Origin of the sequence: Pseudomonas sp. FP1154 (genome assembly GCF_030687245.1) — a bacterium.
In the GTDB taxonomy this organism is placed as follows: domain Bacteria; phylum Pseudomonadota; class Gammaproteobacteria; order Pseudomonadales; family Pseudomonadaceae; genus Aquipseudomonas; species Aquipseudomonas rhizophila.
On sequence record NZ_CP117465.1, the window covers coordinates 4,603,328 to 4,628,918 of the forward strand.

22 protein-coding genes are annotated in these 25,591 nt (G+C 60.8%); 19 read left to right on the forward strand and 3 right to left on the reverse strand.

All coding sequences use genetic code 11. From position 1 onward, the window contains the following. Positions 1-106 precede the first annotated feature (106 nt). Positions 107-577, reverse strand: a complete 471-nt coding sequence (gene ybaK, locus PSH91_RS20730) for a Cys-tRNA(Pro) deacylase (protein WP_305466636.1) — start codon at positions 575-577, stop codon at positions 107-109. Between the two features lie 320 nt (positions 578-897). Here ybaK and PSH91_RS20735 point away from each other — a divergent pair, with 320 nt between their 5' ends. From PSH91_RS20735 to PSH91_RS20785, 11 genes are all read left to right on the forward strand, one after another. Beyond that, the gene (locus PSH91_RS20735) at positions 898-1,749 is read left to right on the forward strand and encodes an MIP/aquaporin family protein (protein WP_305466638.1); all 852 of its coding nucleotides are present in this window, start codon (positions 898-900) and stop codon (positions 1,747-1,749) included. A gap of 75 nt (positions 1,750-1,824) precedes the next feature. Then, a complete protein-coding gene (glpK, locus tag PSH91_RS20740) occupies positions 1,825-3,330 on the forward strand; it encodes a glycerol kinase GlpK (protein WP_047227029.1) in 1,506 nt (501 codons plus the stop codon). A 96-nt stretch (positions 3,331-3,426) separates the two neighbouring features. Next, positions 3,427-4,182 carry a DeoR/GlpR family transcriptional regulator gene (locus PSH91_RS20745; protein WP_047227030.1) on the forward strand — a complete coding sequence of 252 codons (756 nt, stop codon included), beginning with the start codon at positions 3,427-3,429 and terminating at the stop codon, positions 4,180-4,182. 329 nt (positions 4,183-4,511) lie between these two features. After that, on the forward strand, positions 4,512-6,050 hold the full coding sequence (glpD, locus tag PSH91_RS20750) for a glycerol-3-phosphate dehydrogenase (RefSeq protein ID WP_173406630.1): 1,539 nt from the start codon (positions 4,512-4,514) through the stop codon (positions 6,048-6,050). Between the two features lie 446 nt (positions 6,051-6,496). Then, positions 6,497-7,411 (forward strand): glutamate/aspartate ABC transporter substrate-binding protein, encoded by a 915-nt coding sequence (locus PSH91_RS20755; RefSeq protein WP_047227033.1) that lies wholly within the window; start codon positions 6,497-6,499, stop codon positions 7,409-7,411. 193 nt (positions 7,412-7,604) lie between these two features. After that, entirely contained in the window at positions 7,605-8,351 is a 747-nt protein-coding gene (locus PSH91_RS20760) for an amino acid ABC transporter permease (RefSeq protein ID WP_047227034.1), read from the forward strand. After that, entirely contained in the window at positions 8,351-9,022 is a 672-nt protein-coding gene (locus tag PSH91_RS20765; RefSeq protein WP_047227035.1) for an amino acid ABC transporter permease, read from the forward strand. Before PSH91_RS20760 ends, PSH91_RS20765 begins: the two co-directional genes overlap by 1 nt. Then, positions 9,019-9,753 (forward strand): amino acid ABC transporter ATP-binding protein, encoded by a 735-nt coding sequence (locus PSH91_RS20770; protein ID WP_047227036.1) that lies wholly within the window; start codon positions 9,019-9,021, stop codon positions 9,751-9,753. Before PSH91_RS20765 ends, PSH91_RS20770 begins: the two co-directional genes overlap by 4 nt. A 161-nt stretch (positions 9,754-9,914) precedes the next feature. Next, positions 9,915-11,816, forward strand: coding sequence for a sensor histidine kinase (locus tag PSH91_RS20775; RefSeq protein ID WP_047227037.1), 1,902 nt, complete (start codon positions 9,915-9,917; stop codon positions 11,814-11,816). A 44-nt stretch (positions 11,817-11,860) separates the two neighbouring features. After that, complete coding sequence (locus PSH91_RS20780; protein ID WP_230682613.1) at positions 11,861-13,141, forward strand: sigma-54 dependent transcriptional regulator; 1,281 nt, start codon at positions 11,861-11,863, stop codon at positions 13,139-13,141. Between the two features lie 26 nt (positions 13,142-13,167). Beyond that, the gene (locus PSH91_RS20785) at positions 13,168-13,497 is read left to right on the forward strand and encodes a GlpM family protein (RefSeq protein ID WP_173407518.1); all 330 of its coding nucleotides are present in this window, start codon (positions 13,168-13,170) and stop codon (positions 13,495-13,497) included. Between the two features lie 31 nt (positions 13,498-13,528). On the opposite strand, the gene PSH91_RS20790 is transcribed toward PSH91_RS20785, so the two are convergent. Together PSH91_RS20790 and PSH91_RS20795 are read right to left on the reverse strand one after the other, a co-directional pair. Then, positions 13,529-14,143 carry an NAD(P)-dependent oxidoreductase gene (locus tag PSH91_RS20790; protein WP_047227040.1) on the reverse strand — a complete coding sequence of 205 codons (615 nt, stop codon included), beginning with the start codon at positions 14,141-14,143 and terminating at the stop codon, positions 13,529-13,531. Between the two features lie 197 nt (positions 14,144-14,340). Further along, positions 14,341-15,219, reverse strand: a complete 879-nt coding sequence (locus PSH91_RS20795; RefSeq protein ID WP_305466642.1) for an MBL fold metallo-hydrolase — start codon at positions 15,217-15,219, stop codon at positions 14,341-14,343. A 112-nt stretch (positions 15,220-15,331) separates the two neighbouring features. On the opposite strand from PSH91_RS20795, the gene PSH91_RS20800 reads away from it, so the two are divergent. From PSH91_RS20800 to PSH91_RS20835, 8 genes are all read left to right on the forward strand, one after another. Continuing rightward, complete coding sequence (locus PSH91_RS20800) at positions 15,332-16,237, forward strand: LysR family transcriptional regulator (RefSeq protein ID WP_274089929.1); 906 nt, start codon at positions 15,332-15,334, stop codon at positions 16,235-16,237. Positions 16,238-16,457: 220 nt separating this feature from the next. After that, entirely contained in the window at positions 16,458-17,966 is a 1,509-nt protein-coding gene (locus PSH91_RS20805; RefSeq protein WP_047227043.1) for a sigma-54-dependent transcriptional regulator, read from the forward strand. A 431-nt stretch (positions 17,967-18,397) separates the two neighbouring features. After that, on the forward strand, positions 18,398-18,781 hold the full coding sequence (gcvH, locus tag PSH91_RS20810; RefSeq protein ID WP_047227044.1) for a glycine cleavage system protein GcvH: 384 nt from the start codon (positions 18,398-18,400) through the stop codon (positions 18,779-18,781). Positions 18,782-18,791: 10 nt separating this feature from the next. Further along, positions 18,792-21,641 (forward strand): aminomethyl-transferring glycine dehydrogenase, encoded by a 2,850-nt coding sequence (gcvP, locus tag PSH91_RS20815; RefSeq protein WP_107321981.1) that lies wholly within the window; start codon positions 18,792-18,794, stop codon positions 21,639-21,641. A gap of 186 nt (positions 21,642-21,827) precedes the next feature. Next, positions 21,828-23,204 (forward strand): L-serine ammonia-lyase, encoded by a 1,377-nt coding sequence (locus PSH91_RS20820; RefSeq protein ID WP_107321979.1) that lies wholly within the window; start codon positions 21,828-21,830, stop codon positions 23,202-23,204. A gap of 39 nt (positions 23,205-23,243) precedes the next feature. Further along, on the forward strand, positions 23,244-24,368 hold the full coding sequence (gcvT, locus tag PSH91_RS20825) for a glycine cleavage system aminomethyltransferase GcvT (RefSeq protein WP_274089930.1): 1,125 nt from the start codon (positions 23,244-23,246) through the stop codon (positions 24,366-24,368). A 394-nt stretch (positions 24,369-24,762) separates the two neighbouring features. After that, on the forward strand, positions 24,763-24,975 hold the full coding sequence (locus PSH91_RS20830) for a cold-shock protein (RefSeq protein WP_047227048.1): 213 nt from the start codon (positions 24,763-24,765) through the stop codon (positions 24,973-24,975). Between the two features lie 93 nt (positions 24,976-25,068). Next, positions 25,069-25,557: an RDD family protein gene (locus tag PSH91_RS20835; RefSeq protein ID WP_047227123.1), complete on the forward strand. Its 489-nt coding sequence runs from the start codon at positions 25,069-25,071 to the stop codon at positions 25,555-25,557. Positions 25,558-25,591: the final 34 nt, after the last annotated feature.

Sequence of the window (25,591 nt, forward strand, 5' to 3'; positions counted from 1 at the left end):
CCGACGAATTTTCACCCTACAGCCCAGGACGAAGGCCCCGGCAGCCACCCAAGCCTAAGCCCGACACCATTATGACAACGGTACTTGCTCACGCCCTGCGCCGGTTTCAAGCACGCCCGATATCCGCAAACGCCGCCCCGGTATGCTCGGCCAGTACCGCAGGCGCCAGCTCTACCTCCAGCCCGCGCCTTCCGGCACTGACAAAGATGCTGGCGAACGGCTGGGCAGAACTGTCGATAAAAGTGCGAAGACGTTTTTTCTGCCCCAATGGACTGATACCGCCGAGCAGATAACCGGTCGAACGCTGGGCGGCCGCGGGGTCGGCCATCTCGACTTTCTTTACGCCGGCGGCTTGGGCCAGGGCTTTCAAATCCAGGCTGCCGACCACGGGCACCACCGCCACCAACAACTCGTTTTTTTCGCTGGCCGCCAACAACGTCTTGAAGACCTGCGCCGGATCCAGTCCAAGCTTTTCTGCCGCTTCCAAACCATAGGAGGCTGCCTTGGGATCGTGTTCATAACTGTGAATGCGATGCTCGGCGCGCACCTTTTTAAGCAGATCCAATGCCGGGGTCATGATCGCTCCTGAGGAAATTCGAATAAGCGTGGCCGGATTCTAAGTCATCGTCGGCCAAAAGGCGCTGGAACTGGGCTGCCAACTCCAGTGACTTAGCGTGAGCGAAACAGTCATTCACACCACGAATAGTTTAAATGTGACCAATGGTTCACTTTCGACCTTTGACACCAGCGTTTCTTGTCTATATTTTTTCGAAACTGAAAACAGAAACGCAGGTCTCAACCAACACCCCGAGTTCAGGATGAGGATCCTGCCTCGGCGCTGAACGCGCGACAGGGCTTTACCTGACGCGCCAGACAACAACAAAAACCGAGGTTTGAATGACAATTGCTTTACAACAGCCACCCCTCTCCAGCCAATGCCTGGCCGAATTCCTGGGAACTGCCCTGCTGATTTTCTTCGGCACTGGCTGCGTTGCAGCGCTCAAGGTCGCGGGTGCGAGTTTCGGTCTGTGGGAAATCAGTATCATCTGGGGTGTCGGTGTCAGCATGGCGATCTACCTCAGCGCCGGCGTTTCCGGCGCACACCTGAACCCCGCCGTCAGCATCGCGCTGTGTATTTTCACCGACTTTGAAAAGCGTAAGTTACCCTTCTACATTATTTGCCAGGTGGCCGGCGCCTTTTGTGGCGCGCTGCTGGTCTACACGCTGTACAGCAATCTATTCTTCGATTTCGAACAGTCCCGGGAAATGATTCGTGGCTCAGAAGCCAGCCTTGAACTGGCCTCGGTGTTTTCCACTTATCCACACCCGGCGCTGTCCACTGGCCAGGCCTTTCTGGTGGAGGTGATCATCACCGCCATTCTGATGGGCGTGATCATGTCCCTGACCGATGACAACAATGGCCTGCCCCGCGGCCCGCTGGCGCCACTGCTGATCGGCCTGCTGATCGCGGTGATTGGCAGCTCGATGGGGCCACTGACGGGCTTCGCGATGAACCCGGCGCGGGACTTCGGCCCTAAACTGATGACTTTCTTCACCGGGTGGGGTGAAATTTCCCTCACGGGTGGACGCGACATCCCGTATTTCCTGGTTCCGATTTTTGCACCGATCGTGGGTGCATGCCTGGGCGCTGCGGCCTATCGCGGGTTGATTGCCCGCCATCTGCCCAGCGCCGTGGCTGTTACAAAGGATGCAAAACCGGCCATTGACGGCAAACCCAGAACATCCTGAAACAATCGGCGCACACTCTGCCCGCTCAAGCGTGCGCCAGGCCTCACCCCTTATTCACGTCCCAAGGCAATCGACATGACCGACATTCAGAACAAGAACTACATCATTGCCCTCGACCAGGGTACGACCAGCTCGCGGGCGATCATTTTCGACCGCGACGCCAATGTGGTCTGCACCGCCCAGCGCGAATTCGCCCAGCATTACCCCCAGGCCGGCTGGGTCGAACACGACCCGATGGAAATCTTCGCCACCCAGAGCGCGGTGATGGTCGAAGCCTTGGCCCAGGCTGGCCTGCATCATGACCAGGTCGCCGCGATCGGCATCACCAACCAGCGCGAAACCACCGTGGTCTGGGACAAGACCACCGGCCGGCCGATCTATAACGCCATTGTCTGGCAGTGCCGACGTAGCACCGAGATCTGCCAGCAACTCAAGCGTGACGGCCACGAACCGTACATCAGCGAAACCACCGGCCTGGTCACCGACCCGTATTTCTCCGGCACCAAGCTCAAGTGGATCCTGGACAACGTCGAAGGCAGCCGCGAACGCGCACGTAACGGCGAACTGCTGTTTGGCACCGTGGACAGCTGGCTGATCTGGAAATTTACCGGCGGCAAAGTCCACGTCACCGACTACACCAACGCCTCGCGCACCATGCTCTTCAATATTCACTCGCTGGAGTGGGACGCGAAGATGCTCGAAATTCTCGACATCCCTCGCGAAATGTTGCCGCAAGTGAAGTCGTCCTCGGAAGTCTATGGCCGCACCAAGAGCGGCATCGCCATCGGTGGCATCGCCGGCGACCAGCAGGCCGCCCTGTTCGGCCAGATGTGCGTGGAGCCAGGCCAGGCGAAAAACACCTATGGCACCGGCTGCTTCCTGTTGATGAACACCGGCGACAAAGCCGTCAAATCCAATCATGGCATGCTCACCACCATCGCCTGCGGTCCCCGCGGCGAAGTGGCCTATGCTCTGGAAGGCGCGGTATTCAACGGCGGCTCCACCGTGCAGTGGCTGCGCGATGAGTTGAAAATCATCAATGACGCTCTCGACACCGAATACTTCGCCAACAAGGTCAAGGACAGCAACGGCGTGTACCTGGTGCCGGCCTTCACCGGCCTGGGCGCCCCCTACTGGGACCCCTATGCCCGTGGCGCGCTGTTCGGCCTGACCCGCGGCGTGCGGGTCGACCACATCATTCGTGCAGCGCTGGAGTCGATTGCCTACCAGACCCGCGACGTACTCGACGCCATGCAACAGGATTCGGGCGAACGCCTCAAGGCCCTGCGCGTGGACGGCGGCGCGGTAGCGAACAACTTCCTGATGCAGTTCCAGGCGGACATTCTCGGCACCCGGGTCGAACGCCCTAAAATGCGGGAAACCACGGCTTTGGGCGCCGCGTATCTGGCCGGCCTGGCGTGTGGTTTCTGGGGCAGCCTGGAAGAACTGCGCGGCAAGGCCGTGATCGAGCGCGAATTCGAACCGCAACTGGACGAGCAGGCCAAGGAAAAACTCTACGCCGGGTGGCAGAAAGCGGTCAGCCGCACCCGCGACTGGGAACCTCACGAAGACGCTGAATAAGCCGAAGCTGGGTACGACGAGGGTCGTGAAACTGGTCGGGAGGGGATTCCTGCGGCATCATGGGCAAATTTTGTATGGCAGCCCAAAGGAAGCCCCATGAATCTGCCTCCCCGTCAGCAGCAAATCCTCGAACTGGTCCGCGAACGCGGCTACGTCAGCATCGAGGAAATGGCGCAGCTATTCGTTGTCACCCCGCAGACCATCCGCCGCGACATCAATCAATTGGCGGAACTGAACCTGCTGCGTCGCTACCACGGCGGCGCGGCCTATGATTCGAGCGTTGAAAACACCGCCTACGCCATGCGCGCCGATCAGATGCGCGACGAGAAGCAACGCATCGCCGAAGCCATTGCCGCCCAGATCCCTGACCATGCCTCGCTGTTCATCAACATCGGCACCACCACCGAATCCATCGCCCGGGCGCTGCTCAATCACAACCACCTGAAGGTCATCACCAACAATCTGCACGTAGCTTCGATCCTCAGCGCCAAGGACGACTTCGAAGTCCTGATCGCGGGGGGAAATGTCAGACGCGACGGAGGCGTGGTAGGCCAGGCCAGCGTCGACTTCATCAACCAGTTCAAGGTCGACTTCGCCCTGGTGGGCATCAGCGGGATCGATGAAGACGGCAGCCTGCTGGATTTTGACTACCAGGAAGTGCGGGTCTCCCAGGCGATCATCGCCAACGCCCGGCAGGTGCTGCTGGCAGCGGACTCCAGCAAATTCGGGCGCAACGCCATGGTCAGGCTGGGACCGATCAGCCTGATCGATTGCCTGGTGACCGATCAGCAACCCGTGCCGGCCCTGGCGCAATTGCTGAGCCAGCACAAGATTCGGTTGGAAGTGGTCTGAGCTCCCCCCGAAACCCTGTGGCGAGGGGATTTATCCCCGCTTGGGCTGCGCAGCAGCCCCAATACAGTCAACTCAATTTGCCTCATATACCGAGTCGCCTGGCTTTAGGGCTGCTGTGAGCCCAGCGGGGATAAATCCCCTCGCCACAAAAGCATCTCCGACCATATCAGCGACCCGCTTCATGTTCGAAAATTTTCCTTTCAGCTTCCTTTGATCAGTATTTTCAATCGAAGTCTGCTGGCTGTTGCCGAGTTTATGGGCTAGTATTTTCGCAAATGAACATTAATGTTCGAATTCAAATATTTCGAAAAAAAGCCCGAGGCCAGCCGATGCCCACTTCTACCTTGCCTACGCCCCCTCTCGCTGAGGTTTACGACGTCGCCGTCATTGGCGGCGGGATCAACGGCGTAGGGATTGCCGCAGACGCAGCGGGTCGCGGCCTCTCGGTGTTCCTTTGCGAAAAGGATGACCTGGCCAGCCACACCTCCTCGGCCAGCAGCAAGCTGATCCATGGCGGCCTGCGCTACCTCGAACATTACGAATTCCGTCTGGTGCGCGAAGCGCTGGCCGAGCGCGAAGTGCTGTTGACCAAGGCTCCGCACATCGTCAAGCAGATGCGCTTCGTCTTGCCCCACCGTCCGCACTTGCGCCCCGCCTGGATGATTCGCGCCGGCCTGTTCCTCTACGATCACCTGGGCAAGCGCGAACAACTTGCCGGTTCCAAAAGCCTGAAATTCGGCGCCGACAGCGCGCTGAAAAGCGAGATTACCAAAGGCTTTGAATACTCCGACTGCTGGGTCGACGATGCGCGCCTGGTGGTGCTCAACGCCATGGCCGCCCGGGAAAAAGGCGCCCATGTCCACACTCGCACACGTTGCGTGAACGCCCGTCGCAGTAAAGGCTTGTGGCATTTGCATCTGGAACGCGCCGACGGCAGCCTGTTTTCGATCCGCGCCAAGGCGCTGGTCAACGCGGCCGGTCCTTGGGTTGCCAAGTTCATTCGCGACGACCTGAAGCTGGAGTCGCCTTACGGCATTCGTCTGATCCAGGGCAGCCACCTGATCGTGCCGAAACTCTACGAAGGCGAGCACGCGCACATTCTTCAGAACGAAGACCAGCGCATCGTCTTCACCATTCCGTATCTGAACCAGTTCACCTTGATCGGCACGACCGACCGCGAATACACCGGCGACCCGGCCAAAGTGGCGATCACCGAGGGCGAAACCGATTATTTGCTCAAAGTGGTCAACGCGCACTTCAAGAAGCAGATCAGCCGCGACGATATCCTGCACAGCTATTCCGGTGTTCGGCCGTTGTGCAACGATGAATCCGACAACCCATCGGCCGTCACCCGGGACTACACCCTGGCGCTGTCGGGCAGTGCGGACGAAGCCCCGCTGCTGTCGGTGTTCGGCGGCAAGCTGACCACCTACCGCAAACTGGCCGAGTCGGCCATGGCGCAGTTGGCCCCGTATTTTACCCAGATGCGCCCCAGCTGGACTGCCGTGGCTACCCTCCCCGGCGGCGAAAACATGACCACCCCGCAAGCGCTGTGCTCGGCGATTCGTGACAAATTCGACTGGGTGCCGACCGAGCTTGCCCGTCGCTGGGCCACCACCTATGGCAGCCGCACCTGGCGCATGCTTGAAGGCGTGCACAACCTCGGTGACATGGGCGAATACATCGGAGCGGGCCTCTACACCCGGGAAGTCGACTACCTGTGCAGCGATGAATGGGCCATCGATGCCCACGATATCCTGTGGCGCCGCAGCAAACTTGGCTTGTTCACCACCGCGGCCGAACAGCAGAAGCTGCAGCAATACCTGGACAAGGTGGAGCACAACCGTCGCAAGATCGAAGCGGCCTGATCGGTTAACCGCTTATACGAAAGCCCCTGAATCTGGCGATTCAGGGGCTTTTTGCTATCTGGCATACACCGCCGCCCTCTGTGGGAGCGAGCCTGCTCGCGATGAGGCCATCAACTTCAACATAAGTCTCGCCAGGCAGACCGCTATCGCGAGCAGGCTCGCTCTCACAAGACATGGAGAGGCCGGAATGCATTCGGTTTTCCGAACAAGACTCACCAGTCAATTCGGCCAACCGGATAAACAGCCTGTGGAAAAAATCAGAAAAAAGATTAATTACGTTTAAAAACAAACAGTTAATTTGAGTCAACTGGTCTGGCACGACTCATGCTCTACACTCCTTCGAGACGAATGCCTGCATGCCAACACAACAGGAGCTGCCAGGTACTTCGAAGCACTCAGGGCCGACGAACCGGCTGAATAAGAAAAACAATGTCGAGGAAATATCGATGCGCATCGTTCCCCATCTCCTGGGCGCAGCCATTGCTGCCGCTCTGATCAGCACCCCGGTTTTCGCTGCCGAACTGACCGGTACGCTGAAAAAGATCAAAGAGTCCGGCGTCATCACGCTCGGGCATCGCGACGCTTCCATTCCGTTTTCCTATATCGCGGACGCCTCCGGCAAACCGGTCGGCTATTCCCACGACATTCAGCTGAAAGTCGTCGAAGCCCTGAAAAAAGAACTGGACGTGCCGAACCTGCAGGTCAAGTACAACCTGGTGACCTCGCAAACCCGTATCCCACTGGTGCAAAACGGCACCGTCGACCTGGAATGCGGCTCCACCACCAACAACGTCGAGCGTCAACAGCAGGTTGATTTCTCCGTTGGCATCTTCGAGATCGGCACCAAGCTGCTGTCCAAGAAGGACTCCAAGTACAAGGACTTCGACGACCTCAAGGGCAAAAACGTCGTGACCACCGCCGGCACCACGTCCGAGCGCATCCTCAAGTCCATGAATGCCGACAAGCAGATGGGCATGAACGTGATCTCGGCCAAAGACCACGGCGAATCGTTCAACATGCTCGAAGGCGGTCGTGCCGTTGCCTTCATGATGGACGACGCCTTGCTGGCCGGTGAAATGGCCAAGGCCAAGAAACCAGGCGACTGGGCCGTGACCGGTACCCCGCAGTCCTTCGAAATCTACGGTTGCATGATGCGCAAGGGCGACGAGCCGTTCAAAAAAGCCGTCGATGACGCCATCAAGGCCACCTACGCTTCTGGTGAAATCAACAAGATCTACGAAAAATGGTTCATGCAGCCAATTCCACCAAAAGGCCTGAACCTGAACTTCCCGATGAGCGAAGAGCTCAAGAAACTGATCGCCGAACCGACCGACAAAGCGGCCGACGAAAAGAAATCCTGATTCCTGACTAACCTTGTCCCCTGGAAGTGCTTTTGCGCTTTCAGGGGATGGTCACTCCCTGCTGGCATATCTGGAAACACTCGAACCGGTGGCTGTCGAGCCGATCGTGTGTGCCTGCCCTTCAAGGGTCAGGTGGGAATGGAGCTTCCCCAGGCGGGTATTTGCATATCGATCGATCTGAGGGGAGACCCTAATGAATTACAACTGGGACTGGGGCGTGTTCTTCAAGTCCACCGGCATCGGCAGCGAGATTTATCTCGACTGGTACGTGGCCGGCCTGGGCTGGACCATCGCCATCGCCGTCGCGGCCTGGATCATCGCCCTACTGCTGGGTTCGGTTCTGGGCGTGATGCGCACCGTGCCGAACCGGCTGGTGTCGGGTATCGCCACCGGCTACGTGGAGCTCTTTCGTAACGTACCGCTGCTGGTTCAGCTGTTCATCTGGTACTTCCTGGTGCCCGACTTGCTGCCTGCGGACCTGCAGGAGTGGTACAAGCAGGACCTGAACCCCACGACCTCGGCCTATCTGAGCGTCGTCGTGTGCCTGGGCCTGTTTACCGCCGCGCGGGTCTGCGAACAAGTTCGTACTGGTATTCAGGCGCTGCCGCGCGGCCAGGAATCCGCCGCACGGGCCATGGGCTTCAAGCTGCCGCAAATCTACTGGAACGTCCTGCTGCCCCAGGCCTACCGGATCATCATTCCGCCGCTTACCTCGGAATTCTTGAACGTCTTCAAGAACTCCTCCGTGGCCTCGCTGATCGGCCTGATGGAATTGCTTGCACAGACCAAACAGACCGCCGAGTTCTCCGCCAACCTGTTCGAAGCCTTCACCCTGGCGACACTGATCTACTTCACCCTGAACATGAGCCTGATGCTGCTCATGCGCATGGTCGAGAAGAAAGTCGCGGTGCCCGGCCTGATTTCCGTGGGGGGTAAATAATGGAACTCGACTTCACTGGCATCATCCCGGCCATTCCCGGTTTGTGGAACGGCATGGTGATGACGCTCAAGCTGATGGCCCTGGGCGTCGTTGGCGGGATCATCCTGGGGACTATCCTGGCGCTGATGCGCCTGTCCCACAACAAGCTGATCTCCAGCATTGCCGGCGCCTACGTCAACTATTTCCGCTCGATCCCGCTGCTGCTGGTCATCACCTGGTTCTACCTGGCGGTGCCGTTCGTACTGCGCTGGATCACCGGCGAAGACACCCCTATCGGTGCGTTTGGCTCCTGCGTCGTGGCGTTCATGATGTTCGAGGCGGCCTACTTCTGCGAAATCGTGCGGGCCGGCGTGCAGTCGATCCCCAAGGGTCAGATGGGCGCCGCCCAGGCGCTGGGCATGAATTATGGCCAGACCATGCGCCTGATCATCCTGCCCCAGGCGTTTCGCAAGATGACCCCGCTGTTGTTGCAACAAAGCATCATCCTGTTTCAGGACACCTCGCTGGTCTACACCGTCGGTCTGGTGGATTTCCTCAATGCTTCGCGGGCCAATGGCGACATCATCGGCCGCTCCCATGAGTTCCTGATCATCGCAGGTCTCGTGTACTTCACAATCAGCTTTGCCGCCTCGCTGCTGGTCAAGCGTCTGCAAAAAAGGTTCGCCGTATGATCTCTATCAAGAACATCAACAAGTGGTATGGGGACTTCCAGGTACTGACCAATTGCAGCACCGAGGTCAGCAAGGGTGAAGTTGTGGTGGTGTGCGGCCCGTCGGGTTCGGGCAAGTCCACGCTGATCAAATGCGTGAACGCCCTGGAGCCGTTCCAGAAAGGCGACATCGTGGTCGACGGTACGTCCATCGCCGACCCGAAGACCAACCTGCCGAAACTGCGCTCGCGCGTTGGCATGGTGTTCCAGCACTTCGAGCTGTTCCCGCACCTGACCATCACCGAAAACCTGACCATCGCCCAGATCAAGGTACTGGGCCGCAGCAAGGAAGAAGCCACCCAGAAAGGCCTGCAACTGCTTGAGCGGGTCGGTCTGTCGGCCCATGCCCACAAGCACCCGGGCCAGCTCTCCGGCGGCCAACAGCAGCGCGTGGCGATTGCCCGTGCCCTGGCGATGGACCCGATCGTGATGCTGTTCGACGAACCGACCTCGGCCCTTGACCCGGAAATGGTCAACGAAGTGCTCGACGTGATGGTGCAACTGGCCCACGAAGGCATGACCATGATGTGCGTGACCCACGAAATGGGCTTCGCCCGCAAAGTGGCGAACCGGGTGATCTTCATGGACCAGGGCCAGATCATCGAAGACTGCGAGAAGGAAGAGTTCTTCGGCGACATCAGCGCCCGCTCCGAACGTGCGCAGCATTTCCTTGAGAAAATCCTGCAGCACTAAACAAAACGCACTTCCCCTATGGGAGCGAGCTTGCTCGCGATGAGGGCATGACAGGTCAACCTTGGTGTTGAATGTCAGTCCGCTATCGCGAGCAGGCTCGCTCCCACAAGGGACTGCGCTGGTACTTCGGTAAGTGTTGTGGTTGACCCAAGGCTTCTGTGATGAAATGCGACCCCACTCTCTATCGCGCCGCGCCGCCATCACTCGCCGTGAAGCCTCGTCTGATTCGCCATCTGTTCCTGCCGCCGCTGATCATTGCCCTGATGATCGGCCTGGGTTACCTCGGCTTCTGGATCAGTGAGCACTACGGCATTCGCAGCCTGGGCGAGAACGGCGAGCGCCAGTTGGAGCTGCACGCCCGTGCGGTCGAGAGCGAGATCAGCAAATACACCTACCTGCCCAGCCTGCTGGAGCTTGAATCCAGCGTATCGCAACTGCTCGACGACCCCACGCCCGAGCATCGCAAGACCGTCAACGAATACCTCGAAGGCCTGAACCGGCGCAGCCGCAGTCGGGCCATTTATGTGATGGACACCACAGGCCGGGTCATGGCGACCAGCAACTGGCGCGACGTCGACAGTTACCTGGGTGAAGACCTGTCCTTTCGCGCCTATTTCCAGAACGCCGTACGCGGTCAGCCCGGGCGCTTCTATGGCATCGGTAGCACCAGCGGCGAGCCTGGTTATTACCTGGCCCATGGTCTGGAACAGCAGGGCAAGATCATCGGCGTGGCGGTGGTCAAAGTGCGCCTGGAAGCCATGGAAGAGCGCTGGCAGCGCGCGCGCCTGGAAGCCTTCGTCAGCGACGAGAATGGCATCATCATTTTGTCCAGCGATCCGGCGCGGCGGCTCAAGTCCGTGCGACCGCTGAGCGACGAAACCAAAGAGCGCCTGGCCCGCAGCCTGCAGTATTACTGGTTCCCACTGAACGAGCTGGTTCCCCTGGCTCGGGAACGCCTGGCCGAAGGCATGGAAAAACTGACCTTCCCGGCCAACGCCGAACTGGTGTCCGACGAGCGGCCCATCAGCTATCTGTCACAGACCCGTCCCCTGAGCGACACACCCTGGAATTTCACCCTGCTGACGCCACTTGAAGACCTGCGTCGCCAGGCAATCAACCAGGGCATCCTGGTGGCCGTGGCCTTCGCCCTGGTGGCTTTCCTGCTGATCGCCTGGAACGAGCGGCGCAAGGTCATCGCCACTCGCCTCGCTGCCCGGGAGGCCTTGCAGGAAGCCAACAACCAGCTCGAACGTCGGATTACCGAACGCACCACCGACCTGCGGGCCAGCAATGAACGGCTCAAGGGCCAGATCCGCGAACGGCGGCAGGCCGAAGAGACGTTACGCCGGGCCCAGGACGAACTGGTGCAGGCTGGCAAACTCGCCGCCATTGGCCAGATGTCCACCAGCATCGCCCATGAACTCAACCAGCCGCTGGCCGCGCTGCGTACCCTGTCCGGCAACACCGTGCGCTTTCTTGAGCGGGGCCAGCTGGATATCGCCAGCGCCAACCTCAAGACCATCAACGACCTGATCGACCGCATGGGCCGGATCACCGCCAGCCTGCGCTCCTTCGCCCGGCGCGGGGACGATCAGGGCCGGGCCAGCCTCGGCAAGGCGGTCGAAGCCGCGCTGCAACTGCTGGGCGGCCGCCTCGAAAGCCTGAAGATCCAGGTGCATGCCGGTTACGATGACGTGCAGGTACAGATCGACCAGACGCGTCTTGAACAAATCCTGGTGAACCTGATCGGCAACGCCCTGGACGCCATGCAGAGCCAACCCGAGCCGCGGCTGTGGCTTGAAGGCACTGCCTCGGATGGCAAATATCGCCTGCGGGTGCGGGACAACGGCCATGGCATCGATCCCGAGGCGCGCAAGCATTTGTTCGAACCCTTCTTCACCACCAAACCCGGCGAACAGGGCCTGGGCCTGGGCCTGACCCTTTCGGCGAGCCTGGCCGCCGCCGCGGGCGGGCATCTGGAGGTCGAACACCCGGCCGAAGGTGGAACCACGTTTGCCCTCAGTTTACCGTTGGTAAGCCCTTTACCTGCCGAGCAGCCATGAATAACGACCTGAGCGTACTGATCGTCGAAGACGACCCCCATGTCCTGCTGGGTTGCCAGCAGGCCCTGTCCCTGGAAGACATTCCCTGCATCGGCGTGGGCAGCGCCGAAGAGGCCCTGGAGCGGGTCGGCGATGACTTTGCCGGCATCGTCATCAGCGACATTCGCCTGCCGGGCATCGATGGCCTGGAGCTGCTGACCCGCCTCAAGGCCCGGGACCGCAGCCTGCCGGTGGTGCTGATCACCGGCCACGGTGACATCTCCATGGCCGTCGGCGCCATGCAAAAAGGCGCCTATGACTTCATGGAGAAACCCTTCTCCCCCGAACGCCTGGTGGACGTCGCCCGCCGCGCCCTGGAGCAACGCAGCCTGGCCCGGGAGGTTTCATCGCTGCGCCGGCAACTGGCCGAACGCGACTCCCTGGAAGGCCGGATCATCGGCCGTTCACCGGCCATGCAGCACCTGCGAGAACTGATCGCCAACGTAGCCGACACCTCGGCCAACGTGCTGATCGAAGGTGAAACCGGCACCGGCAAGGAACTGGTCGCGCGCTGCCTGCACGATTTCAGCCGACGTCACAGCAAACAATTCGTCGCGCTCAACTGCGGCGGCCTGCCGGAGAACCTGTTCGAAAGCGAGATTTTCGGCCACGAAGCCAACGCCTTTACCGGCGCCGGCAAACGACGGATCGGCAAGATCGAGCACGCCGACGGCGGCACGCTGTTTCTCGATGAAGTGGAAAGCATGCCCCTGCCCTTGCAGATCAAGTTGCTGCGGGTGTTGCAGGAACGCACCCTCGAGCGGCTGGGTTCGAACCAGAGTGTGGCCGTGGATTGCCGGGTCATCGCCGCCACCAAGTCCGACCTGGACGAACTGGGCCGGGCCGGGCAGTTTCGCAGCGACTTGTATTACCGCCTCAACGTGGTGACCCTGGAACTGCCGCCCCTGCGCGAGCGCCGCGAAGACATTCTGCAACTGTTCGAGCATTTCCTGCAGCAGTCGTCCCTGCGTTTCGACCGCACGGTGCCGGAGCTGGACAACCAGACGCTGTCCAACCTGATGAGCCACGACTGGCCGGGCAACGTGCGGGAACTGCGCAACGTCGCCGAGCGCTATGCACTCGGCCTGCCGGCCTTCAAGAAGTCGGGGGCCAGCGGCGCCAGCCAGGGCCTGGCCTTCGCCGAAGCGGTGGAAGCCTTCGAACGCAACCTGCTGGTGGACGCCCTGCAACGCAGCGGTGGCAATCTGACCCAGGCCAGTCTCGAACTGGGCATGGCCAAGACCACGCTGTTCGACAAAGTCAAAAAATATGGCCTGAGCCATTAACCTGGGGCAGTAAACCTGTGGACCTGATTTTCAAAGCAGCGCTCGGTGCCGCCGTGGTGGTCATCCTGGCGATGCTCGCCAAGACCAAGAACTATTACATCGCCGGGCTGGTGCCACTGTTTCCCACCTTTGCCCTGATCGCCCACTACATTGTCGGCAAGGGCCGCTCGGTGGACGATCTGAAAACCACCATCGTGTTTGGCATGTGGTCGATCATCCCCTACTTCGTCTACCTGGCGACGCTGTATGTGATGGTCGACCGGATGCGCCTGGAGGCTTCGCTGGCCGTGGCGGCGGTGGCGTGGCTGATGGCGGCGACGGTGCTGGTCAGCGTGTGGATGAGACTCCACAGCTGACCCCGTAGGAGCGCCTGTCCTAACCAGTGGCTCAATAACCGACGGTAAAGCGCTGCCGCGAAAACTGCGGCGTCTCCACTTCATCGATCATTGCAATGGCGTAATCGGCAAAGCTGATCCAGCTGCGCCCGGCGGCGTCGAACAGCAGGTGATCCTTGCCGATACGGAACTGACCGGTGCGCTCGGTCTCGACGAACTCCGCCGAGGGCGAGAGGAAGGTCCAGTCCAGGTCCTGTTCCTTGAGCAGCACGTCCAGGAACAATGCTCCGGCGCTGGCTTCGGCGAGGTATTCCTCAGGGAAGCCTTCGCTGTCGATCACACGGCTATTGTCCGGCAGCAGCAACGAACCGGCCCCGCCCACCACCAGCAAGCGCTTGACCCCGGCAGCCTTGATTGGGGCGATGACCTTGTCGGCCGGCACGGTGGCGAAATGGGCGGCGCAGATCACCACATCATGACCGGCTACCGCTGCGATTAAGGCCTCGCTGTCCAATACATCCAACTGCTGGCTGACCACACCGGCCCTCTTACCGATCTTGGCCGTGTTACGGGCAATGGCCGTCACGCTGTGGCCACGACGCAGGGCTTCTTCCAACAACTGGCTGCCAGCCCGACCGGTGGCGCCGATGATTGCGATTTTGCTCATGATGTTCTCCATTGGTTAGCGATGTTGAAATACAGGCTCTTGTGGCGAGGGGATTTATCCCCGCTGGGCTGCGTAGCAGCCCTATAGCTGACATTGAGGTTTATCAGACGGAGCGCTTCGCCTGTTTTGGGGTTGCTGCGCAACCCAGCGGGGATAAATCCCCTCGCCACAACGGTGCTCTGATCAAAGATCGGTATTCACCACTTCATCTCACCCTTGGCCACCTTGGCACTGAGCTCCAGGGAGCTGTCTTCCCCCAGATCGGGGTAGCGCTGCTTCATGGCGGCGATCAGGGCGGCGGAGTCCTTGGACTTGGCGGTTTCTTCGTCGAAGGCCTTGATGTACTCGGCGGTAAATTTCACCGGAGCCAGGGACCGGGCACTATCACCCAGGTAATGGCCGGGAATCACAGTGTTCGGTTGCAGTTTTTCAATGCCCTCCAGCGTCGCCAGCCAATCCTTGTGGGACTGCGGCGTCTGCGTGTCGGCCATCCAGACGTGAATGTTCTCGGCCACCACGACGCCGCCGACCACCGCCTTGATCGACGGGATCCACACGAAGCTGCGGTCCGGTTGCGGGCCATCAAGACCGATGATCTGCAAGCGCTTGCCCTCCAGGGTCAGGCTGTCTCCCTTGAGTACCTGGGGTACGATCGCTTTGCTCGGCGCATCGCCCTTGAGGATCGGCCCCCAATATTTCAACTTGCCGTCCATGGTGTGCTTGATGTGTTCGACGGTCGGCGCAGAGGCCAGCACCTTGGCATCCGGGAACGCGGCGGTCAGGGTCTCCAGACCAAAATAGTAGTCGGGATCGCCGTGGCTGATGTAGATCGTGGTCAATTGCTTGCCGCTGGCGCGGATTTTCTGCACCACCTGTTCGGCCTGGGACTTGCCGAACTGGGCGTCCACCAACACCACTTCTTTTTCCCCACTGACCAATACCGAGGTCACCGGGAAAACGGCCGTCGCGCCAGGGTTGTAGACCTCCAGGGCAAGGTCGGCTGCCCAGGTGTTGGCCGCAAAAATCATCGAAGCGCTGGTCAGCAGCAGACGCTTGAATAAGGTGGATCCGGTCATGTTGTGCTCCGTTGTGCATAAGCCCGATTGGGAATGAGCGCAGCTTAGGGACCTGACTCGTTTCAAAAAATGCGATGCTTGGACATAGTTTGTTTCTGAAATCGGGCAAATCATGGATCGTCTACAAGCAATGCAAGTGTTCGTCGCCGTGGTGGAACTGGGCAGTCAGTCGGCAGCAGCCGAACATCTGGACCTGTCACGACCGGTGGTGTCACGGTATCTGGCGGAACTGGAAGACTGGGTTGGTGCCCGACTGATGCACCGCACCACTCGCAAATTGAGCCTGACGGCCGCGGGTTTGGAGATCCTGCCGCGCTGTCGGCAGATGCTGGATCTGTCCGGCGACATGCAGGCCGCCGTCAGTACGTCGGACGATGCGCCACGGGGTATGCTGCGCATCAGCGCCAGCACCTCGTTCGGCCAGGCCCAATTGGCGGCAGCCATGACCGAGTTCGTCGTGCGCTACCCAGGGGTCAGCGTCGACCTGCAAATGCTCGACCGCACCGTGAACCTGGTGGACGAGCGCATCGACCTGGCGATCCGCATGAGCAACGACCTGGACCCTAACCTGATTGCCCGGCGCCTCACAGTCTGTCGCTCGGTGATCTGCGCCTCGCCCGGCTACCTGCGTGAACACCCAACGCCCCAACGGGTCGAGGATTTGAGCCGGCACAACTGCCTGACCCACTCCTACGTCGGCAAGAGCCTGTGGCATTTCGAGCAGGACGGCGAGCAGGTCTCGGTGCCGGTGCAGGGCAACATCAGCGCCAACGAAGCCAGCACATTGCTGCAGGCAACGATATCCGGTGCGGGCGTGGCGATGCTGCCCAGCTACCAGGCCGGCACCCACATCAAGAACGGCGAACTGATCCGCCTGTTGCCCCACGCCGAACCCCGCCGGATGAACATGTACGCGGTGTATGCCTCACGCAAACACATGCCGTCGGCGCTGCGCAGCCTGCTGGATTTTTTGGTGCTCAAGTTTCCCGAGAGGCCGGAGTGGGATATTGGGTTGTAAACGATAGCCGCCTCACCGCCAACCTCCTGTGGGAGCGAGCCTGCTCGCGATAGCGGTGCAACAGCCAATGGAGATGTGGACTGACCCTGCGCTATCGCGAGCAGGCTCGCTCCCACAATAGAGATCGGTGTATATCCTTGACCCTGCACCAGGATTTCACCAATAGCCCGCCCCAAGGCATACTTGCCACCCTCCGTATTCCAGAACCCAGAACCGCCCCATGCGTATCCACGTCAGTTTCATCGACCGCGTCGGCATTACCCAGGAAGTCCTGGCGCTGCTCGGTGGGCGCAATCTCAATCTGGATGCGGTGGAGATGGTGCCGCCCAACGTCTACATCGATGCCCCGACCCTCAGCCCGCAGGTGCTGGACGAATTACGCGAGGCGCTGTTCAGCGTGCGGGGCGTGCAGGCGGTCACCGTGGTGGACATCCTGCCCGGCCAGCGTCGGCATTTGCAGCTCGACGCCCTGCTCGCGGCCATGACCGACCCGGTACTGGCCCTCGACAGCGCCGGCCACGTATTGCTGGCCAACCCGGCGTTGATCGCCCTGTACGGGCGTGAACCGGCCGGGGAAAGCGTTGCCGAGCTGTTCGGTGACGAAGCCCTGTTGGTCGCTCTGCTGGAGAATGGTTTCCGCCTGCCGCTTCGGGAAATCACCCTCAACGGCCAGACCTTACTGCTGGACGCCACGCCCATTACAAACGCCGGTGCGTTGCTGACCCTCTATCAGCCAAACCGCATCGGCGAACGCCTATCGGCGCTGCACCACGACCACGCCGAAGGGTTTGACGCGTTGCTGGGCGAATCCCCGGCGATCCGCACCCTCAAGGCCCGGGCCCAGCGGGTAGCGGCGTTGGATGCACCGTTGCTGATCCAGGGCGAAACCGGCACGGGCAAAGAGCTGGTGGCCCGGGCCTGCCATGCCATCAGTGCCCGCCACGGCGCGCCGTTCCTGGCCCTGAACTGTGCGGCGCTGCCGGAGAATCTGGCCGAAAGTGAACTGTTCGGCTACGCCCCCGGCGCCTTCACCGGCGCGCAACGGGGTGGCAAGCCGGGGCTGATGGAACTGGCGAACCAGGGCACGGTATTTCTCGATGAAATCGGCGAGATGTCGCCCTACCTGCAAGCCAAGCTGCTGCGGTTCTTGAACGATGGCAGCTTCCGTCGGGTCGGCGGCGACCGGGAAATCAAGGTCAACGTGCGCATTCTTAGCGCGACCCACCGCAACCTGGAAAAAATGGTCAGCGAAGGTTCGTTCCGCGAAGACCTGTTCTATCGCCTGAACGTGCTCAACGTCGAAGTACCGCCGCTGCGTGAGCGTGGCCAGGACATCTTGCTGCTGGCGCGCTACTTCATGCAGCAGGCCTGTGCGCAAATCCAGCGCCCGGTCTGCCGCTTGGCCCCCGGCACCTACCCGGCGCTGCTGGGCAACCGCTGGCCGGGCAATGTGCGGCAATTGCAGAACGTGATCTTCCGCGCCGCGGCCATTTGTGAAAGCAGCCTGGTGGACATTGGCGACCTGGACATTGCCGGCACGTCTGTGGCGCGCCAGGGTGACGTGGAAGTCGAGAGCCTTGAGCAAGCGGTGGAAGCCTTCGAAAAACATCTGCTCGAAAGCCTCTACGTCAACTACCCCTCGACCCGCCAGCTCGCCAGCCGCCTGCAAACCTCCCATACAGCGATTGCCCATCGGTTGCGTAAATACGGGATTTCCGGCAAGCCGTAAGCACGCTGCTGCCCTCTGTGGGAGCGAGCCTGCTCGCGATAGCGATGTATCAGTCAATATCCGTGCAGGCTGACCCACCGCTATCGCGAGCAGGCTCGCTCCCACATTGGGACCTGCGGCGTACCTGGAACCTGGCTCAAAAACGACCTCCACCTGTACTGAAAGCGCTACAGCGGAACGATATCGATACACTTGGCGCTAAGCTGCGCCGCGCAAGGCTTTGATCCCACAACGATTTTTTCCAGGCGTATAGCTGTAGCGTTTTCGCTACAGCTCAATACAGCCGGCGCTCGACAGAACCGAGTAAGCCATTGATATATAAGTATTTATCAGCATTGGCCGCATTCTTGCTAAGGATATAACCATTCGGCCGGGCCAAGCCCCGCGCCTTTCTTCGCGTCCACCAGACGAATCTGGCCCCAGGAGTTTCCATGAGCGAGTTGCGTTTCACTGAAGATCACGAATGGCTGCGCACTGAAGCCGACGGCAGCGTTACCGTCGGTATTACCGCGTTTGCCCAGAACGCCTTGGGCGATGTGGTCTATGTTCAGTTACCGGAACTGCAAAGCTACGCCAAGGGTGACGAAGCCTCTACCGTGGAATCGGTGAAAGCCGCCAGCGGTGTGTACATGCCGCTGGACGGAGAAGTGCTGGAAGTGAACCCGGCCCTGGAAAGCAATCCGGAACTGGTCAACGAAGATCCGCTGGGCGAAGGCTGGTTTTTCCGATTCAAGCCCGCCGACGCCACCCAAGTTGACCAACTGCTGAATCAGGACGCCTATGACCGCCTGATCAAAGCCAACGCCGAAGCCTGAGGAGCGCAACATGACCGTTAATCTCGGCACCGCCAACGAATTCATCGCCCGCCACATCGGCCCGCGAGCCAGCGACGAGCAAGCCATGCTCGAGCGCCTGGGCTACGACTCCCTGGAAGCGTTGAGCGCCAGCGTCATTCCGGAAAGCATCAAGGGCACCAGCGTGCTGGACATGGGCGACGGCCAGAGCGAAGCCGATGCACTGGCCTCGATCAAGGCCATCGCCGGCAAGAACCAACTGTTCAAGACCTACATCGGCCAGGGCTACTACAACTGCCACACGCCAGCGCCGATCCTGCGCAACCTGCTGGAAAACCCGGCCTGGTACACCGCCTACACCCCTTACCAGCCGGAAATTTCCCAGGGCCGTCTCGAGGCACTGCTGAACTTCCAGACCTTGATCAGCGACCTGACCGGCCTGCCAATCGCCAACGCATCCTTGCTGGACGAAGCCACCGCCGCCGCCGAGGCCATGACCTTCTGCAAGCGCCTGAGCAAGAACAAGGGCAGCAATGCCTTCTTCGCTTCCCGCCATTGCCACCCGCAAACCCTTGATGTGCTGCGCACCCGTGCCGAGCCCTTGGGCATCGACGTGGTCGTGGGCGACGAACGCGAACTGACCGATGTCGGCAGTTTCTTCGGCGCGCTGTTGCAATACCCAGCCAGCAACGGTGACCTGTTCGATTACCGTGAACTGACCGAACGCTTCCATGCCGCCAACGCCCTCGTCGCTGTCGCCGCAGACCTGCTGGCCCTGACCCTGCTGACGGCACCGGGTGAGTTCGGCGCCGACGTGGCCATCGGCAGCGCCCAGCGCTTCGGCGTGCCATTGGGCTTTGGCGGCCCACACGCGGCGTATTTCTCTACCAAGGATGCCTTCAAGCGCGATATGCCGGGCCGCCTTGTGGGTGTTTCCGTGGACCGTTTCGGCAAGCCGGCCTTGCGCCTGGCGATGCAGACCCGCGAACAACACATCCGTCGCGAGAAAGCCACGAGCAACATTTGCACCGCCCAGGTCTTGCTGGCCAACATCGCCAGCATGTACGCCGTGTATCACGGCCCTAAAGGCCTGACTCAGATCGCCAACCGCATTCATCACCTCACCGCGATCCTCGCCAAGGGCTTGGGCGCCTTGGGTCTGGCTGTCGAGCAGGACAGCTTTTTCGACACCCTGACCCTGCACACCGGCGCGCAAACCGCTGCCCTGCACGACAAGGCGCGTGCCCAGCGCATCAACTTGCGCGTGGTGGACGCTGAACGCCTGGGCCTGTCCCTGGACGAAACCACCTGCCAGGCGGACGTCGAAACGTTGTGGAGCCTGTTGGCCGACGGCAAGGCCCTGCCGGATTTCGCCGCCCTGGCCGCCACCGTGCACAGCCGTATCCCGGCCGAGCTGGTGCGCCAGTCGGCGGTCCTCAGCCACCCGGTGTTCAACCGCTATCACTCCGAAACCGAGCTGATGCGCTACCTGCGCAAGCTCGCCGACAAGGACCTGGCCCTGGATCGCACCATGATCCCGCTGGGTTCCTGCACCATGAAACTCAACGCCGCCAGCGAAATGATCCCGGTGACCTGGGCCGAGTTCGGCGCCCTGCACCCGTTCGCCCCCGCCGAACAGAGCGCCGGCTACCAGCAACTGACCGACGAACTGGAAGCCATGCTCTGCGCTGCTACCGGTTACGACGCGGTGTCGTTGCAACCAAACGCCGGTTCCCAGGGTGAATACGCCGGTCTGCTGGCGATCCGCGCCTATCACCAGAGCCGTGGCGAAGACCGTCGCGATATCTGCCTGATCCCATCGTCGGCCCACGGCACCAACCCGGCCACCGCCAACATGGCCGGCATGCGTGTGGTCGTGACCGCCTGCGATGCTCGCGGCAACGTCGACATCGAAGACCTGCGGGCCAAGGCCACCGAGCACCGCGAACACCTCGCGGCGCTGATGATCACCTACCCGTCCACCCACGGTGTGTTCGAGGAAGGCATCCGCGAAATCTGCGGGATCATTCATGACAACGGCGGCCAGGTGTACATCGATGGCGCCAACATGAACGCCATGGTCGGCCTCTGCGCCCCGGGCAAGTTCGGTGGCGACGTGTCGCACCTGAACCTGCACAAGACCTTTTGCATTCCTCACGGCGGTGGCGGCCCAGGTGTCGGCCCGATCGGCGTCAAGTCCCACCTGGCACCGTTCCTGCCGGGCCACGCCAACATGGCGCGCAAGGAAGGCGCGGTGTGCGCGGCGCCATTTGGCAGCGCAAGCATCCTGCCGATCACCTGGATGTACATCCGCATGATGGGCGGTGCGGGCCTCAAGCGTGCCTCGCAGTTGGCAATCCTCAACGCCAACTACATTGCCCGCCGTCTGGAAGAACACTACCCGGTGCTCTACTCCGGCAGCAACGGCCTGGTGGCCCACGAATGTATCCTCGACCTGCGCCCGCTCAAGGACAGCAGCGGCATCAGCGTCGATGACGTGGCCAAGCGCCTGATCGACTTCGGCTTCCACGCCCCGACCATGTCGTTCCCAGTGGCCGGTACGCTGATGATCGAGCCGACCGAAAGCGAATCCAAGGAAGAACTGGACCGCTTCTGCGACGCCATGATCTGCATCCGCGAAGAAATCCGTGCGGTGGAAAACGGCAGCCTGGACAAAGACGACAACCCGCTGAAAAACGCCCCCCACACCGCCGCGGAAATCGTCGGCGAGTGGACCCACCCCTATAGCCGCGAACAAGCGGTGTACCCGGTGGCGTCGTTGATCGACGGCAAATACTGGCCGCCGGTGGGCCGGGTCGACAACGTGTTCGGCGACCGCAACCTGGTCTGCGCCTGCCCGTCGATCGAAAGCTACGCTTGACCTGAGCGGAGGGCGATCTACCAGCCCTCCGAATCCTCTGTGGGAGCGAGCCTGCTCGCGATAGCGGCGTAACAGCCAATAGAGATGTTGCCTGACACTCCGCTATCGCGAGCAGGCTCGCTCCCACAAGGATCTATGCCAGACCTTAAACCGTCGATCCTCATAAAAAGAAACCGGAGAAACACCATGTCGTTAAGCGTGTTCGACCTGTTCAAAATCGGCATCGGCCCCTCCAGTTCCCACACGGTCGGCCCGATGCGTGCCGCTGCCCGTTTCGTCGAAGGGCTGCGTCGTGATGACCTGCTCAACACCACCGCCAGCGTCAAGGTCGAGCTCTACGGCTCACTCGGCGCCACCGGCAAAGGCCACGGCAGTGACAAGGCCGTGCTGCTGGGTCTGGAAGGCGAACACCCGGATACCGTGGACACTGAAACGGTCGACGCCCGCTTGCGAGAGATTCGCAGCAACGGGCGCCTGAACCTGCTGGGTGAACACTGCATTGAATTCAACGAAAAACTGCACCTGGCGATGATTCGCAAGCCGCTGCCTTTTCATCCCAACGGCATGATCTTCCGCGCCTTCGATGCGGCGGGCCTGCAGGTGCGCAGCCGCGAGTATTACTCGGTAGGCGGTGGTTTTGTCGTCGACGAAAGCGCTGCCGGCGCCGACCGTATCGTCGAAGATGCCACCCCCCTGACCTTCCCGTTCAAAAGCGCCAAGGACTTGTTGAGCCACTGCACCACCTATGGCTTGTCCATCAGCCAGGTGATGCTGACCAACGAAAGTGCCTGGCGCCCCGAAGCCGAAACCCGCGCCGGCCTGCTGAAGATCTGGCAGGTGATGCAGGATTGCGTGGCGGCCGGCTGCCGCAACGAAGGCATCCTGCCGGGCGGGCTGAAGGTCAAGCGCCGGGCGGCGGCGCTGCACCGTCAGTTGTGCAAGAACCCGGAGGCTGCCCTGCGCGACCCGCTGTCGGTGCTGGACTGGGTCAACCTGTATGCCCTGGCCGTCAACGAAGAAAACGCCTACGGTGGCCGCGTCGTCACCGCGCCGACCAACGGCGCGGCGGGAATCATCCCGGCCGTGCTGCATTACTACATGCGCTTCATCCCTGGGGCCAATGAAGACGGCGTGGTGCGGTTCCTGCTGACCGCCGCCGCCATCGGCATCCTGTACAAGGAAAACGCCTCCATCTCCGGCGCCGAAGTCGGTTGCCAGGGTGAAGTCGGCGTGGCCTGTTCCATGGCCGCCGGCGCCCTGTGCGAAGTGCTCGGCGGCACCGTGCAGCAAGTGGAAAACGCCGCCGAGATCGGCATGGAACACAACCTCGGCCTGACCTGCGACCCCATCGGCGGCCTGGTGCAAGTGCCGTGCATCGAGCGCAACGCCATGGGCTCCGTGAAAGCCATCAATGCGGTGCGCATGGCCATGCGCGGCGACGGGCATCACTTCGTTTCCCTCGACAAAGTCATCCGCACCATGCGCCAGACCGGCGCCGACATGAAAAGCAAATACAAGGAGACCGCCCGCGGCGGTCTGGCGGTCAACATCATCGAATGCTGATGCGCTTGCCTCACTTCTACATTTTTCCCAGGAGCTGATATGTCCACCGAACCATTGCTGAAGACCCCGTTGCACGCCCTGCACCTCGAACTCGGCGCCCGCATGGTGCCGTTCGCCGGCTATGACATGCCGGTGCAATACCCATTGGGCGTGATGAAAGAACATCAGCACACCCGCGATCAGGCCGGGCTGTTCGACGTGTCCCACATGGGCCAGATCCGCCTGAGCGGCGCAAACGCCGCCAAAGCCTTGGAAACCCTGGTGCCGGTGGACATCATCGACCTGCCGGTGGGCATGCAGCGCTATGCCATGTTCACCAACGAAAACGGCGGCATCCTCGACGACCTGATGGTCGCCAACCTGGGCAACGACGAGCTGTTCCTGGTGGTCAACGCGGCCTGCAAGGAGCAGGACCTGGCCCACCTGCGCGCCCATATCGGCGACCAGTGCAGCATCGAGCCACTGTTCGAAGCCCGCGCCCTGCTCGCCCTGCAAGGCCCGGCCGCCGTCACCGTGCTTGCACGACTGGCGCCAGACGTGGCGAAGATGACCTTCATGCAGTTCCAGCGCGTCACGCTGCTGGGTATGGACTGCTTTGTCAGCCGTTCGGGCTACACCGGTGAAGACGGTTTCGAGATCTCGGTGCCCGCCGCCGAGGCCGAAAAGCTGGCCCGCGCCCTACTGGCAGAGCCGGAAGTGGCCGCCATCGGTCTGGGCGCTCGCGACTCCCTGCGCCTGGAAGCCGGCCTGTGCCTTTATGGCCACGACATGAACACCGAAACGACCCCGATCGAAGCCAGCCTGCTGTGGGCGATCTCTAAAGCCCGCCGCGCCGATGGCGTCAGGGCCGGTGGTTTCCCAGGGGCTGAAACCGTGTTCGCCCAGCAACAGGGCGGCGTGAAGCGCAAACGCGTCGGCCTGCTGCCCCAGGAACGCACACCCGTGCGCGAAGGTGCAGAGATCGTCGACGAAGCGGGCGAGATTATCGGTACGGTGTGCAGCGGCGGTTTCGGCCCGACCCTGGGCGCTCCGTTGGCGATGGGTTACCTGGACAGCGCCTATGTCGCACTGGATACGCCAGTCTGGGCCATCGTGCGTGGGAAAAAAGTGCCTTTGCTTGTAAGCAAAATGCCATTTGTTCCACAACGCTACTACCGCGGTTGATTGACTGTTTCTATACGTAACGCGGTTGCGTTATACGTGCACTAATGTGTAACGCAACCGCCATAAAAAGGTGCATCTACTCGATATTGAAATTGCACCTATAACGTTGAAAACAATTGAACTAGCCTATCGAATAAGCCCCTGCCCGCAGCCCCTGTAAATGCGAGAATGCTGAGTAAATACGGGGCCTTCAGAGGGGGTTGTTTTTTTGTTCATAGTTGGCGTAGAGTTTGATCACTGTGTTTGCATGGGTCGCTTGGAACCGTGACCTGGGCAGTAGCTTATGAAGTTCGCTACATCCCGCTCGACGTCTCTTACTTTCCTGCAACCCAGCCCCAGTACTCTTTCATGTGGAAGAGGCTGTCATTAATTTAGCATCAAAGGAAATAAGAAAATGGCTGAGCGTCAGAACGGTATCGTCAAGTGGTTCAACGACGAGAAAGGTTTTGGTTTTATCACTCCTGACAGCGGTCCGGATCTGTTCGTGCATTTCCGCGCCATTCAGGGCAGCGGCTTCAAGAGCCTGAAAGAAGGCCAGAAAGTCACTTTTGTTGCTGTGCAAGGCCAGAAAGGCATGCAGGCTGACGAGGTTCAAGCCGAAGGCTAAGCTTTCGAGAAACAAAAAAGCCCCTGATTGATATCAGGGGCTTTTTTATGGGCGTAAATCCGTAAAATGGCCTCTTTTTCGTCCGAGGCCGTCATGCCCAAACACCTGCTCATCCCCCAAGGCGAGTTCCCTCCCGCCACCCTGGGCCGTCGCCTGGCCGCGATGTTCTATGACTTTTTACTGTGCACGGCCCTGCTGATCGTCACTGGCGGCGTCTACAAGATGATTCAGATGGCGATCATCGGCGAAGAAAAAATGCGCGCCCTCACCGACGCCGGCGCACTGGACGGCGACCCGCTACTGTCCACCGTGCTGCTTTTCGTGCTGTTCGGCTTCTTCGCCAAGTTCTGGACCCACAACGGCCAGACCCTGGGCATGCAGGTGTGGTGCATTCGCGTGCAGAACGCCGATGGCACGGCGATCAGCCTGTGGCAGGCCCTGTTGCGATTTGTCGTGTCGATCGCCTCATTGCTGCTGGTGGGACTGGGCTTCATCTGGTCGCTGTTCGACAAGCGCAAGCGCACCTGGCATGACATCTACTCGGATACGCAGCTGGTGCGAATTCCCAAGAAAAAGAAATAGGTCGCAAGCTGCAAGCTTTGGACTTGCAGCTTGC

Bases quoted from the DNA above. Each gene is read 5' to 3' on its own strand.
- ybaK (WP_305466636.1), bottom strand. From the start codon at position 577: ATGACCCCGGCATTGGATCTGCTTAAAAAGGTGCGCGCCGAGCATCGC.
- PSH91_RS20735 (WP_305466638.1), top strand. From the start codon at position 898: ATGACAATTGCTTTACAACAGCCACCCCTCTCCAGCCAATGCCTGGCC.
- glpK (WP_047227029.1), top strand. From the start codon at position 1,825: ATGACCGACATTCAGAACAAGAACTACATCATTGCCCTCGACCAGGGT.
- PSH91_RS20745 (WP_047227030.1), top strand. From the start codon at position 3,427: ATGAATCTGCCTCCCCGTCAGCAGCAAATCCTCGAACTGGTCCGCGAA.
- glpD (WP_173406630.1), top strand. From the start codon at position 4,512: ATGCCCACTTCTACCTTGCCTACGCCCCCTCTCGCTGAGGTTTACGAC.
- PSH91_RS20755 (WP_047227033.1), top strand. From the start codon at position 6,497: ATGCGCATCGTTCCCCATCTCCTGGGCGCAGCCATTGCTGCCGCTCTG.
- PSH91_RS20760 (WP_047227034.1), top strand. From the start codon at position 7,605: ATGAATTACAACTGGGACTGGGGCGTGTTCTTCAAGTCCACCGGCATC.
- PSH91_RS20765 (WP_047227035.1), top strand. From the start codon at position 8,351: ATGGAACTCGACTTCACTGGCATCATCCCGGCCATTCCCGGTTTGTGG.
- PSH91_RS20770 (WP_047227036.1), top strand. From the start codon at position 9,019: ATGATCTCTATCAAGAACATCAACAAGTGGTATGGGGACTTCCAGGTA.
- PSH91_RS20775 (WP_047227037.1), top strand. From the start codon at position 9,915: ATGAAATGCGACCCCACTCTCTATCGCGCCGCGCCGCCATCACTCGCC.
- PSH91_RS20790 (WP_047227040.1), bottom strand. From the start codon at position 14,143: ATGAGCAAAATCGCAATCATCGGCGCCACCGGTCGGGCTGGCAGCCAG.
- PSH91_RS20795 (WP_305466642.1), bottom strand. From the start codon at position 15,219: ATGACCGGATCCACCTTATTCAAGCGTCTGCTGCTGACCAGCGCTTCG.
- PSH91_RS20800 (WP_274089929.1), top strand. From the start codon at position 15,332: ATGGATCGTCTACAAGCAATGCAAGTGTTCGTCGCCGTGGTGGAACTG.
- PSH91_RS20805 (WP_047227043.1), top strand. From the start codon at position 16,458: ATGCGTATCCACGTCAGTTTCATCGACCGCGTCGGCATTACCCAGGAA.
- gcvH (WP_047227044.1), top strand. From the start codon at position 18,398: ATGAGCGAGTTGCGTTTCACTGAAGATCACGAATGGCTGCGCACTGAA.
- gcvP (WP_107321981.1), top strand. From the start codon at position 18,792: ATGACCGTTAATCTCGGCACCGCCAACGAATTCATCGCCCGCCACATC.
- PSH91_RS20820 (WP_107321979.1), top strand. From the start codon at position 21,828: ATGTCGTTAAGCGTGTTCGACCTGTTCAAAATCGGCATCGGCCCCTCC.
- gcvT (WP_274089930.1), top strand. From the start codon at position 23,244: ATGTCCACCGAACCATTGCTGAAGACCCCGTTGCACGCCCTGCACCTC.
- PSH91_RS20830 (WP_047227048.1), top strand. From the start codon at position 24,763: ATGGCTGAGCGTCAGAACGGTATCGTCAAGTGGTTCAACGACGAGAAA.
- PSH91_RS20835 (WP_047227123.1), top strand. From the start codon at position 25,069: ATGCCCAAACACCTGCTCATCCCCCAAGGCGAGTTCCCTCCCGCCACC.